7 protein-coding genes and 1 pseudogene are annotated in these 13,627 nt (G+C 42.2%); all 8 read right to left on the bottom strand.

Features of this window, described 5'->3' with window-relative positions:
- Positions 1-155: 155 nt before the first annotated feature.
- Positions 156-1,196, bottom strand: coding sequence for a pentapeptide repeat-containing protein (locus C7Y69_RS00785; RefSeq protein ID WP_013783569.1), 1,041 nt, complete (start codon positions 1,194-1,196; stop codon positions 156-158).
- A gap of 138 nt (positions 1,197-1,334) precedes the next feature.
- Complete coding sequence (locus C7Y69_RS00780; protein WP_260563392.1) at positions 1,335-2,375, bottom strand: hypothetical protein; 1,041 nt, start codon at positions 2,373-2,375, stop codon at positions 1,335-1,337.
- Positions 2,372-3,466, bottom strand: a complete 1,095-nt coding sequence (locus tag C7Y69_RS00775; RefSeq protein ID WP_126871487.1) for a hypothetical protein — start codon at positions 3,464-3,466, stop codon at positions 2,372-2,374. Before C7Y69_RS00775 ends, C7Y69_RS00780 begins: the two co-directional genes overlap by 4 nt.
- A complete protein-coding gene (locus C7Y69_RS00770; RefSeq protein ID WP_126871486.1) occupies positions 3,466-5,223 on the bottom strand; it encodes an AAA family ATPase in 1,758 nt (585 codons plus the stop codon). Before C7Y69_RS00770 ends, C7Y69_RS00775 begins: the two co-directional genes overlap by 1 nt.
- Positions 5,223-6,701: a restriction endonuclease subunit S gene (locus C7Y69_RS00765; protein ID WP_126871485.1), complete on the bottom strand. Its 1,479-nt coding sequence runs from the start codon at positions 6,699-6,701 to the stop codon at positions 5,223-5,225. The genes C7Y69_RS00770 and C7Y69_RS00765 overlap by 1 nt, the downstream gene beginning before the upstream one ends.
- Positions 6,701-8,307, bottom strand: a pseudogene (locus C7Y69_RS00760) (N-6 DNA methylase). The gene C7Y69_RS00765 and the pseudogene C7Y69_RS00760 overlap by 1 nt, the downstream one beginning before the upstream one ends.
- 28 nt (positions 8,308-8,335) lie before the next feature.
- Positions 8,336-9,415, bottom strand: coding sequence for a Fic family protein (locus C7Y69_RS00755; protein WP_013783559.1), 1,080 nt, complete (start codon positions 9,413-9,415; stop codon positions 8,336-8,338).
- 116 nt (positions 9,416-9,531) lie between these two features.
- The gene (hsdR, locus tag C7Y69_RS00750) at positions 9,532-13,053 is read right to left on the bottom strand and encodes a type I restriction-modification system endonuclease (protein WP_126871484.1); all 3,522 of its coding nucleotides are present in this window, start codon (positions 13,051-13,053) and stop codon (positions 9,532-9,534) included.
- Positions 13,054-13,627 lie beyond the last annotated feature (574 nt).

Genomic DNA, 13,627 nt, shown 5'->3' with positions numbered 1-13,627 from the left:
ATGGCAGCTCGTTCCTTCAATAAAGTGATGAAGTTGAGCTTACCAATTGATTTAGTGAGAAAAAGAAGAAGATTTCGGGATTCCGATCAGTGATTTCGGAAAAACGTCATTTTTGATCGGGTAACTCCGAAATAAGCGATCGGATTAGACCGAAATCACTGATCGGATTGAACCGAAATGGGTGATCGGAATGGGCCGGAACATGCACCATTGCGCCTAACCTTTTTCTGCCGCCAATCATTCCCTATAAAATTAACGCCGCGAAGGTCAGTATTTCGAAAACTCGCTTCAGAAAGTCTTACTCCGTTGAAAGTAACTCCTTTGGGGTCCGCAAAGCTTATTTCTTCAAGCATGGCTCTACTATTGAAAAGAACATACAGAACTACATGTTCTCGCCTGTGTGGAAATCTAACGCGATAACGGTTGAATGCTCTGAGAATAATTGCTCTTATTTTACGTAGATGCTTTTTCACAAATCCCACGAAGATTCGAATATAGTGGCGAATTCGGCTTTTGAGAAATGACCTATAATTTCTATACTGATATTTAATCTTTGTCCAAGTATCAGCTTCAGGTCCAGGTTTCTGGGTTATTACTAAAGATGGGCCGGCTACAGTAAAACTAAATGCCGAGCTTACAGATAATGAAACGGTTTTAGTTTGTATAAATGTTGCCTTACTAGAGAAGTGGCAACGGTTGAAGTTAGCTGACTGTTTTAAAGCTCCCGAAATAAAGAACTCACCATCAAACTTTACTTCTTTTGCGATAAAACTTTCTTCTACTTCAATAGACGCAGCTTTAAAAAAGCTAAACTCTAGTCCGCTAAGATCAACTGAGCCTTTGAATTTGCAGGTTTGTAGTTCCAAACTGCTAATTTCACAACCAGTCATATCTACATTGCCTTCAAACACGCCCTGTTTTATTTTGACTCCATAAAGGCTCGAATTTTGTAATCTCAATGATGTTTTACACACCACATTTTCCAGCTCTTTAGTTATTGGGAAGTTAAAGCCTCTCCAATCACCATCTCCCTTTATATCCAGTCGTTTCAATCTCCACCAAAAACGCTTTTGAGCATCGCCCTGCCTTATAGTTTGATGGAATAGGCACAGCTCTGCCTCATTAAGCGCTTTTTCTTCTGCTGGATGCTTACAGGTTTCGCCATTTCCATGGTTGTAACTGCACTTTTTGACCATTCTTTATTACCTCCATGTATTTCGGCAGCTGGGAACATTTTTGGTGTTTGACTCTAAGCAAACCATATTCCCCCAGTAACTTTTACCCGCATTTTGTAGTTGGTGTTATCAATTCGACGCTATGAATAAAAAAACTACTTAATTATCTTGAGTCATACAGCTAATTCCCAAAATTTTTAGCAATCTCCTAAACTCTTCATTATCCGAATCACTTTTCCAGCGGTTGATAAATCGGCAAACAACTTGAAGATTATCTCTCTCGTAGTGACCGTTGCTATCGATTCTGTCCAAGGAGCAAATAAGCTCTTTATCGCCATCCTTCTCGTCCATTTCCAGTGGCAGTTCTGTTAATGCGCACATGCCTTCCTGGGCTTCAATCAAAGCGGTTATGTAGTCTTCCAGCTCCATTTCATTGCGAAACTTCACATCCTTATTTTTAACCGCCCTTTCTACTGTTTGGCCATTAGATTGCTTCGCTGTCGTAAACGCCATTCTAGACATTCGCATAGCTGCTTTTCTGGCGCTGTTCGCATAGGTTACAGGATTATATTCTTTTGAAGCATTGGCATTTTTCTTTTTCCACAGTTCCTGCTCATGCCAAGGCGATAGATCTTCGCCATTTATTAAAGCGATAGCATATTCAGCATTTTCAGGCTTTAGTTGCTGAAGTGTAGCTTCGGTTGATAAGAAATCTTTCGCTTTTGGATGAAGACCACGCCATAGAAGCTGTTGCCCTGACCTACTGCGGTCTGACCATTGCTTACATGGTTTATGACAGACAACAACGTCTCTTTTTCGGCCAACAGGCTCTTTCTTGTTTTCAAAGAAATGAGGGGCATTTTTTGAAATAGTCCAGTATAGCTTCTCGCCATCTCTATGAATCCAGAGATCATCAGCTGTCTCAGAGATGATCGTCATGAGGTTATACCAACGTGATGCAGTTTGTCTGGTTGGCGCTTGTCCCCTGGCTGACTTATCATTTTTCATTCGAGAAACGATGTACTCTTCCTTTTTACCTTGCTCCCATAGTGGCTGTGCTTTGATATCGTTCATCGTTGCGACAGTGCCTTTTGCTTTACAGACTGGCCACTCGTAATTTTCTTCGCCAAAGTTGGCTATATAAACTCTCAAGCTATCTTCATCCTTGTTTAAAAAAAAATGAAAAAAGAAGTCAATCAACCGCCGCTTAAAATAAAATCACCACCATCAGCGCCCTGCTCTTGCATAAAACCTAATTTAGCGGCGAAAGGTGCGAGTTCAACCAGCTCTAGCGCTGCAAATAATTTCTGATGCCAAAACACCCACTCCTTCCGTTTAAAAGTCTCTTCAGCAATAGGTCTTGCTTCATCTTGTATTCTGCTAAGAAGGTGAGCTTCATCAATCGGGTCAATTTCATCTATAATAATATTCTCAATCGAACACAATTCCGCCTCAACGCGACTTCTGATCTCGTAGACCTCATCCCATGTCTCTAGCTTTTCCAGTGCTATTGCATCTTGAGTGGACCAGATAACTTTGGTAGCTGGCTCAGGGTCGGATAAATTACTAATTTCAATATTAACAAAGCCCCTCGCTTCTTCGGTGTATGGATAAAAAGCTAAGCGGGAATTCCCATCGCTACTTTTGAAGAGATCCTTTGCTTTTTTTGCGTACTGATTACAAACACTACATAAGGGAATAAGATTGTAAGGATGAACCACGAAAATCGGATACTTAGATTTACAAAGTTGATGATCGTAGTCTGAACGCCATTGTCTTTGTTCTGGAATACCAGCTCTAATCACTGCCAGTTTTTCCATACCACAAGCTTTGCAAACGTTTCCGTTAATGGCTGAAGATCTATACTCAGAAAAATGAGAATTTATGTTAACCCCTCCAGCGGCAGCAACAATAGGAACTAAATCTTTTGTCGCGCTGTATAGGTGTGAGCTCAACTCTTTAAGTGAATTTCGACAGTCACCATTCAAGAAATCTAAAAGTCCTCTCTGTGGATTGCCAAAGAATACCTCTAAGTCCTGATTATTCTGCATTGCCAGAAAAAGCTGCTGTTTGGTATCGCCATCAGCATTACCTAGATCTTCGAATAGTTTTTGAAACTTATCCAGGGTATTTCCGTTCGCCCAGCAAGCATCGCCGATAGCACCCACAGTGAATAATTGGCGGTCAAAATCGTCTTTATTTACTGCCGCTTCGAGAAAATGCAATAGTTCTAAGTTGAGTAAGCGAAATACTTCGAAACAAGGAGTTCCATCTACTAAACGAAATAACATTACTTTGTTAGCTTCCTTATCATATATGCTCTTTCCGCAGACAATCCGAGATTATTTTCGATCCAAACTTTCGCGTGTTGTTCACCTTGCTCTAGCTGCTTACGAATTTCTTCAATCACGCTTTGAGAGATCAACGAACGTAATCCAAATAGCTCTTTTATTAGCACATCAAATGATGCCCCGTAAGTCTCGTTTTGCACCATGTTCATCCGTATAAATCCGTTGTCATCTCGCCGGAATTGATAAACATTTTGGCACTTGAGAGAAGAGACCATAAATGGAGAATGTGTCGAGAGAAAAACCTGTGATTTTGTTCCTTTGTTACCGGCATTTAACGCATCAGAAACGTACTTATGAAAAGAAGTTCGCCAGGCTGGATTTAAATGCGTCTCTGGTTCGTCGAGTAAAAATAGAGTATTTTCCTGCGAATATAATTTTAATATCGCTAATATCTGCAGTAACTGCGACTCACCATCTGATAACTCTTCAAAAGCAACTGAAGTTAAATTATCTCCTTCTAGCATTAAACGCTTAGCTGCTAATGCTAACTTTACTTTAAGGGGCTTTTTAACTGTCCCAAAAAAATAATTTCTATCCAGTTGATATCGGTCATGCGCGCTAATATTTTTTAGGCCCAACTGCTGAGTCTTATATAAGCGCTCGAAAAGTCTAAATGGGTTAAGTACGCCATGGGTTGATAGCCTGCTATCGTCAGCTCGCTGGCTGAGATCTAAGCTAATAGTCCCCTTCAATGCATCTAATTCGTAGTACTCAAATTCTTCTGAGGTTGTTTTTCTGCCCTGATACTCTACATTTTCCGCCCCCGCTAATTGAATGAAGGAGCTTACACTTTCTACAACTTCGTCAGATACATAAGGCTGAGTAAAATCAAATTCGAGTATTAACAAAGTTGGAGTTGAATAAAGCAGCCTATATTGACTATTTTTTTTCGCTAAATCTTGGACGAAAAAAGACTCGTACTCAAAATCAATAAAAGAAACGACAAGCTGCGCACTATCGTAGTCTAGATATACCAGGTTAGAGGGCTGAGTAACCGTTTCCGGTAATTCAATTTCATCCTCAACGTAGTCAGCTACCTCAAAATTAAACAAATATGGGTGATTTCGTTGATACCTTTTTAGAAGATCTATTTTGTTCTTTCTAAACTGATTAAAAGCTGATTCCGAATCATTTCGATTATTTTCATAGGACAGATCTAATGCCCGTTTTTCTTTATGGTAACGCGCCCTAGCTTTCAGAGCCTTAAACAGCTGGTTCGCATTTTTCAAAAACGGACGTTGTAAGTTTTCATTAAGGCCGGAGGAATATCCTACAATATGCGGTAGTGGTAATTGTTCTAAGTCTATTTTTATTGACCCGTCGGCTTGCTCAACATCGATTGGCTGTACGTCATCACCTTTCACTGATACTGAAAATTTGGGCTCAGTAAAACCTTCAGCGACTCTGAGTTTTCTCCCGAATACTTCCGCGCGAGCAGAAGGAGCTGCATTTACATAACCGCTCAAACTGTAAATCAGCGTGAAGTCGAACCCTAAATGCCCTTTGTTTTTAAAATCAATTCGCTGCAAACGCTCCAGATAGGCAAAACACTCTGCAATTAATTCCAATAGTTGGGATTTACCAGAGCCATTTAAACCGATAAATGCGATGACATTGTCATCGCTGTCCTCAAAGTTAAAGGTTTGATCTTTCAATCCTTTGTACTGCCCATCCAAAGTTAGGGACAGCAAACGCATCAGGATTTTTTCCTTACACTACTTTTTTTAACCGGCTTTAGCGCCTCACGTTCTGCCTTAATCTTTGCTAGCAAAGCTTCAGCACTGTTTTCTCCGCTGATTAGTTCAGGGTTGGCGGCTCGCCAGTCCGAAGTGAGTTCGCCGCGAAAGGCTTTAGCAAGTATTGATTGGGTGAGTTTATTTGCTCTTTCTAGTGAAGCATTAGTTTTTTGCTCTATGCTATCAGCGAAAGCGAATAGTTCTTCGACACGACGGACGATTTCATCTTGCTCTTCAATGGTTGGTAATGGAATCGGCAACGAGTTACATGCCGTCTTATTTAAATATTTAACTGTAGTTGACGTCGCCTTACTTTCGTAATATTCAACGTTTGCTCTCACACAATAGGCTAAATATTCTGCTTTGATGTGCGAGTTTACTTTGAAGGCATGAAGTTGTTGATTTATTACGGAACTTTCCTCTAGAACGGCAGAAAGACCAACACGCCCGACGCAGGTCATAATAACGTTTCCCGGTTTTATGATTTTTGCTCTGTATGTAATAACCTCTTCTTCACTTAAACCACTTTCAATCTCCTTGTAGTCAATCCAGATAGATTGTTCGTCAAAGTTCGGCGTTAATAACCAATGATAGCCCCCGGAAAAAGATTTTGGTTTATCTCTGTTTGGTACCACGCATTCACATAACGCTCCTATCCTTATAGGGAGCCAACCTGCTATGTGACTTACAAATTTGCCATTTTCGTCACCTGAGATATCCGGTGACTTATCCATCTTCTTACCAAAGTTTCCCATTGTAAGACCTGTTGAAAACTGTTCTTTGGAAATAGATGCAATATCAACCATTTCTGGTTTAAACTTCTCACGCCACTCCACCGTCAACTTGCCACTCACAGCGGCGGCGAGGACGGATTGGCGGAAGGTTTTAAGGATTTCGGGGATGCGTTCGAGGCGGGCTTTGATGGTTTCCACCTGAGCCAGCAGTGTATCGAGTTTATGGGCAATGACTTTTTGTTCAGCTAGTGGAGCTAAAATAAATGGAGCTCGTAATCCATCCTTAGTTCCAAGCCGAGGCATATTGACGCCATAACTGACAGAATTTACAAAATCCAAAAATGTTTTACTTTTCAGCCAGTAAAAAAGAAAGCGGTTGTCAATATGAGGCTCAACATTTAACGGAATGATTTCTGTAGAACAAACGCCTGAGTTGTTTGCTATTACAACTTTGTTTAAATAAGGACGTAGCTTTCCATATAATACATCACCCACGCTAAATTTATTTTTTGTACTCTTAAACGGCCGCTCAGTTGAATCCAGGCGTTTCAATATCCTAGAACTATCTTTTTCTATATCTTCTAGCTCCAATACCCACGTATCTGGTGGCACATCAGACAGCTCGCACTTCTGTGTTCTACCGTAGTCAGTGATATCACCAAGTTTTACTTCTTTCCAAGAGTTGGGAATTCTATACTGGCGCATCAACTTGCCTCCAACGCGGCCAGCAAACCATCCAACTCAAGCAACGCAGCTTCTAGCTCAGTTTTAGCTTCTCGAGCTAACACATCTGGCTCAGGCAAATCTGCCGCATCCACACTATCTTTATCTTTTAACCAGGAAATATCTAAAGAATCGCCTTTTGTTTCGCGTATCCAGTCACGGCTAAAGCAGCGCCAGCGGGAGTGCGCAAGACGTTCATCAATACCTTGGTTTTCCTCAACGACTTCCTTGTCTACTTCAATGTCTTGTGCACCAAAGCTGTATTCACCTTCACTTCGGCTATTTATGCCATCTGAAGATTCGCCATAGACCTTTTCAAAAGCACCTAGGTGCAGGTCTTTACCAAATTCATCGAGTGTAAAGCCAATATCTGCATTACCAAAGGGGCTGCGTTTACCAAAACTGGGCATGTTTGTGCGCAGGTCATATACCCACACATTTTCAGTGCAGTTTTCTTCCTGGTGTTTGTCCTTTGCAGAACCTTTGGTAAAAAACAGAACGTTGGTTTTTACGCCTTGAGCATAAAAAATACCCGTTGGCAGGCGTAAAATAGTGTGTAGATTGCACTTATTCATTAGGTCGCGGCGAACATCGGTACCTACACCGGCTTCAAACAGTACGTTATCCGGCAGTACGACTGCCGCCCGGCCACCAGGTTTTAAGTTGCGATATATATGCTGTAAAAACGCCAGTTGTTTGTTGGTAGTTTTGTAAGTGAGATCGTCTCTGGTATTGGATGCTTCACCACCTTTACTGGTACCAAAAGGCGGATTTGCCAATATAATATCAGCTTGTTTTAACTTCTTCCCTGCATCGCCTAGTGCATTTCCTAAGTGCACTACGCCCTCTTCGTCGCCTTCCATTCCGTGCAGTAAGCAATTCATTAACGCTAAGCGTCGGGTATTAGGTACCAGTTCAACGCCAACGAAAGCTTTGTTTTTCTGGAAATCAGCTTCTTTAGCAGAAAGTTCTAAGTAATCATCAGTTTGCTCACGCATATACTGGTCGGCGGCAACTAAGAATCCAGCTGTGCCTACCGCTGGATCTTGTATCACTTCGCCAACTTGCGGCTTAATGCAGCGCACCATGCTGTTGATTAGCGCACGTGGAGTGAAGTACTGACCTGCCCCGGATTTTGTTTCCGAAGCGTTCTTTTCTAAAAGCCCCTCATACAAATCGCCTAGCCCGTCTTTTTGGGCGCTAAACCAATCAATATGGTCGAGGGTTTTGATCATTTGTTCTAGATGGCGTGGTTCACGCAGTCGAGTTTGTGCATCGGCGTAGATTGCACTGATAAGTGGTCTTCGTGCACAATATTGCCGTCTGAATCTTTACCTGTTGAAAGGCTTAATAGAATGCGTTTGTAGTCATTTAGCAGATTAATACCCGACTTTTCGTTGATGTCTGTCCAACGACATCCCCCTGGTAAAGGATGGCGTTTTAATACTCCCGCTTCTGTGTTTTCGTGCACCATTTTAATAAATAGCAGAAGTACCAGCTCGGTTACATAATCTGAATAATTAATGCCGTCGTCTCGCTGCACGTCGCAGAGGTTCCAGAGTTTTTGAACGATATCGTTATTTGTCATGTGTGTCTCTTAATTAATAATTTGGTTCTTAACTGTGTGCTATCAGTACTTTGCACAACGGCTCATTAATGTAGTAGTTGGCGCGGCCAATTTTTTGTTTGGTTAAAAAGCCGTGTTCTACTAGTTGCTCTAAATATTTAGTAGCGGTTATTCGCGTTACCCCTAGCTCTTCGATGATAAAATCGATTTTGGTATAGGGGTGATGAAACAAGTTGTTGAGTAAGTCCTGGCTATAGATTTTGGGCAATTGTTCACGAATACCGTGTTTCACATTAGCCATCAGGCTTTTCATTTCGGTAATGAGTGAAATTGTGTTTTGCGCTGTGTCGATAACGCCACCAAGCATAAAGGCTATCCAGGGTTCCCAGTTACCGGTATCACGCACGGCCTGCAAATTATTATAGTAATCTGCTTTGTGCTGAATAATAAAACGGCTTAAATACAGTACTGGCAGGTTAAGCAAGTCTTTAACCACCAAGTACAAAATATTCAGGATCCGCCCTGTGCGGCCATTGCCATCGTAGAATGGGTGAATGCTTTCAAACTGATGATGGATGATGGCCATTTTTACCAGCGGGTCTGCATCGCATAACTCATCGTTATTAATAAATTGCACCAAGTTATCCATTAGCGCCGTTATTTCGTCTGCATGTTGTGGCGGGGTGTACACTACTTCCCCCGTACGAGCATTTTTTAAATCTGTACCGGGTAGCTTTCGCAAGCCTGCGTTGTTGTGCTCCAGGTTTTGCTGGATGGCAAGGATGTCACTTAAGCGAATGAGTTTACTTTGCCGTGCTGCTTGAAAGCCCAGCTTTAATGCTACTGCGTAATCCTGCACTTCTTTGGTTGCAGGGCTAGTAATGGCTTCTTCAAATAAGTTAGCTTTATAAAGCTCGTCATGCGTGGTTACAATGTTTTCCACTTCCGAGCTGTCTTTTGCTTCCTGTAAGGCAAGCGTATTGATTAGTATTGCTTCATTGGGAATGCTGGCGGCAACACCCTTTAATTCGGCCAGATATCGGTGAGCTTCAGCCACTTTTTTGAGTACTGCGCGGGTTTCCCACTGCTCTATATTATCAAGTGGTAACAATGGGATAGATGCAGTCATGATTAATATTATGTCCTTTTTATACATGTAGAACTATATATATATAAATTTTACAAAAAATTATACATGTACTGTATAACATGTATAGTTTTTCTGTTTATTTATACATATAAGGTTTATGCACTTTGGGGAGGCCACATTGCATCACCCAGTTCATCCAGTACCACATCCAGTTGATTACCCAGTACCTTATCTAGCTGCTTTGCTCCGCCCTGCTCTGCAAATCGGCTGTTTACGAACTCCCTATCAATAATGACTTCATGAACCAGTTGTTTTGCCAGTCGTTCAAGCCATTTACGCTGTGCGGGTAACCAATTATGACTTTCATATATTCGCAGCATTGCCTGGGCTACACGTTGTTCGAAGGGTACCAATGGTTCGCCGAATGCTGCGCGGCGAATATGACCAATGATGCTTGCTGCAATATCTTGGTTAGTTTGGTTACGCACCGCGCTTTGTAGTTTAGCTTCTGAGTATCCCGCACCATCAAGCAATAGCTTAATTTCTTTTAGTTGATCGCGGGTAAGGTCTCGAGGTTTATTAACCACTACAGCAAGGGCTGCACTTTGGTTAAGCTGCTCTTTTATAAACTGGTTAAAGCTGTCGAGATAATCTTCTGGCTTTTGATGTACACCGTAGCTTTGGGTGCGTTCTCTTATTTCATCATGATGCTCAGAAATTATAGGCTGGCGTTCACTGCCCAGTAGCTCATTCACTTCTGCTAACTGGTTTATCAAACCGCTATGTTTTGTTATGAAGGCCGCAGCTTGCTTGGGTCCAAGCTCATGTAAATGTTTATGCAAGCTTTTGGGCTTAACGCCCCATAAACCTTGTAATTCATCCAGTTTCTGCTTAAGTGCGAGTTTGCCTTCAGCTTTTTTATCGGCTTTTCGCATTACGCGCATTATTTTTTGGCTAAGTTGACTTAGCACTACATCGGCATGGCTCTGCTCTGGCGCATCACCAGGCGCATTCAATGCGCGTTCCAATTGTTCCGGATTAGTAATTTCGTCTACCAATTGCTCCAACGTAATCTTGGGATCTTTAACCAGTGGCTTCATGGTATTAACATCGGCCAGTGCGGCATAAATATCCACCGGGTCATAAATTCGAAATACCGTTTTACCAATGTCATCACTGCGGCGGGTAGCACGGCCAATCATTTGTTCATACAAAATCCGCGATTTAACCCGCCGCATAAAAACGAGGTTACAAATTTTGGGAACATCGATACCGGTGGTCAGTAGCTCTACAGTAATAGCTATATTTGGATAGCGCTCGTTTTTATACTGGCGAATAAGCTGTTCTACTTTGTCGCTCTGCCCGGTGATTTTAGCCACTACCGCCTGGTTATATTCACCGTTATAAAGCTCTTTAAACGCTTCATCTAAAAGTCGCTTTACCATATCGGCATGCAAATCGGTTGCGCAGAAAATCAGAGTTTTTTCATCCCCAAACGGATCGAGCTCCTGAACCAACTGCTGACAAATCACTTTGTTGAAGTTTTCGTTAATTACTTTGCGGTTAAAAGCTTCCACTTCAAAATTAAGTTCATCGTCTAGCTCTGCGCTTTGTACTTCACCAGTTTGGGTATTAATGGAACTAACTTCATCGCCTTTGGCAAATTTAATCCCGTTTTGTGTGAGTAATGTTTCGTATCGAATAGGTGGTTCGTGATCTATTAGCCAGTCATCCGCTACCGCTTCTCTGTATGAATAGGTATAAACAGGTGTGCCGAAAATTTCGCTGGTGTGTTTTGCTGGCGTTGCCGTTAAGCCAATTTTGACGGCATCAAAATAGTCGAGCACTCGGCGGTAACTGGAAAGATACTGACTCGTATCCCGCGTAGCGATTTCGCCTTCGGTCATTTCCTGGTCGAGCGTATACCCTCTGTGGGCTTCATCAATAATAATACAATCAAACTGGTCTAACGGTGGCGGGTTATCGCTCATAAATATGCGCTTTACCATGGCCTGTACAGTTGCTACCTGCACACGCGTTTCAGCCTCAGCAGCCATATCTCCCAGCTCTGCAACATTATAGATTTTAGATAAGGTATGGTTTTGTTCTAGTGGTGCTTCATTAAAAGCATCAATGGCTTGCTGACCAAGTGCGGTGCGATCTACCAAAAATAGAATACGCTTAAATCGCTCAGCCTTTAGAAACCGGTACATCAAACCAATGATGGTGCGCGTTTTACCGGTTCCTGTTGCCATAGCTAACAGCGCCGTGCGTACTTCCTTTGCTAACGTATTTTCTACCGCAATAATGGCTTTTTGCTGATAATCACGCACTTTTAAATAGCCGAATGGCTCAGTTTTTAGTTTTTTCTCAGCCTCTTCTTTACTGCGTTTGAGTTTGTCGATTAAGCCTTCCGGCGTATGAAACTTAGGGAGTGCACGCTTAGTATTGGCAGGTTCGCGCACATCACGAAACCAGGTTCCAGACTGTTCAGCCAGCTGAGGAACATATGGGCGACCATTGCAGGAGTAGACAAACGGGATTTTATAATGGCTTTCTTGCTCATTAGGCCAGGCAATTGTTAAACCTGCTAGTTCCCATGCGCCCAGCATAGGGGGTGAAACACTAAAACCCTTGCTATATCGTTCCGCTTGCGAAATTTTTCCTGCAACGTTGGTGTTTTCTTTCTTCGCCTCAACCACGGCCATGGGCGTTAAACCGTAAAACAGTACATAGTCTGCTCTACCTTTTTCGCCATTATGTTCAGTAGGCCATTCAGCAATAGCAATATTCCTGCCTTTTTCTGGTCGAGCCCCACTTTTATAAGTAAGCGCTTCGCTATCGGCTGTCCAACCCGCTTCTAACAGTTGCTGATCGATTAAAATGCGGGTTAGCGCTTCATCCAACACAATGTGTTGCGTTGCCGCCTGTGTATTTTTGTTTATCTGACTGCGTTGGGCAGTTTGCGTTTTCTCATCAGCCGCCGCTAGCTGAGCTTGAAGTGCCTTTATTTTTGTTTCGTAATCCTTACGTTGTGCTTGTAAGGCATCTTCATGTTCAGACGCTTGCTTCGCCAAAGACCGAGATTCCTCGTCCATTGCCATTGCCAATACTTCATATTCTGCTTTTTCTTTGGCTACGAGCGTATGAAGTTGATTACTGGAATCCAAGTCAACATTGGCTTGTTCTAAATCACTTTTTAACTTTCCAATTTCAGACTGTAACTGACGTAACTGTTCGCTGGGGTCTGTAGGTGGAATAAAAGGGCCAGGTTTAAATTGAACCCCTGATTTTCCGAAAGACTGGTGAAACCATATGGCTAGTTTACGTGCAACCACTAAACCATTCATGGCTTCTTTGTGCTGAGTTCTAAATGTATGGATTGCTTTGTTACCTTCCATTCTAAGAGTATGGAATAACTCTCTGACTACCGGCTCTAGCTGTAACTCACGGTTTATTTTGTAGATTAAATCAGCCTGGGAAGTCTTATCGTCAAACTCAATTCCAACCAATGCTGCAATGTGTTGTGCCAGTGCCTCACCCAGTTGCCTAAGCTTCATTAATGTTGTATTGGGATCGCTTGAGAATGCTTTTTCAGCAGAGGAGGCAATTTCCACTAAAAGTGAATCATGCTCTTGTAGAAACCCAAAGTTACTTTGCTGGATAGAGGATGCCATGTTTAAGAAACTCCATTTCACATTGACGCTGGTTCAATCAGAACTCAGTAGTACTTTTTTATTCTGTGTGTATTGCAAAGAAGAGACTACCACAAATACTTAATTTCACTATACTTTAGTAGTGAGTATAAAACCATAAACCTACAGAACCGGTGCGTTAAATTGCTTTTTTAAATCCTTGGTTTAACCACTTAAAAATAAATATGAATTCGTGCGGTTGAAGCCATTTAATTAGAACGTTACGCACATCAACCGACTTTTTAAATATATTTATTAAACATGAATACATGGAGAATCATCGCTTTTCTCTGAACGATTCATGCAATGATGGAGGGTAAATTACACGCGAGGCCTATGACCCCCACCCTCTTTTGTCTGCACTTCACTGGACATTCCGTTTCAACAAAATTCACCCGATGCCGCCGCCGGTCGTGCCGCCCGACCAACTGCGTTTGAAACGGTCGAGTCGCTACGCTCCGAAACTGACGGGAATTTCGACCGGCCTTCGGCTGATTGCATCATTTAAAACACAGTTGGTCTGCCGCTCGTTTCACTCCCTCCGACGGCGGCCTGC

The organism is Alteromonas sp. KS69, assembly GCF_003989595.1.
GTDB lineage: Bacteria > Pseudomonadota > Gammaproteobacteria > Enterobacterales > Alteromonadaceae > Alteromonas > Alteromonas naphthalenivorans.
The sequence above is the reverse complement of the archived record's forward strand: the minus strand, read 5'-3'. Positions and strand labels throughout refer to the sequence as shown.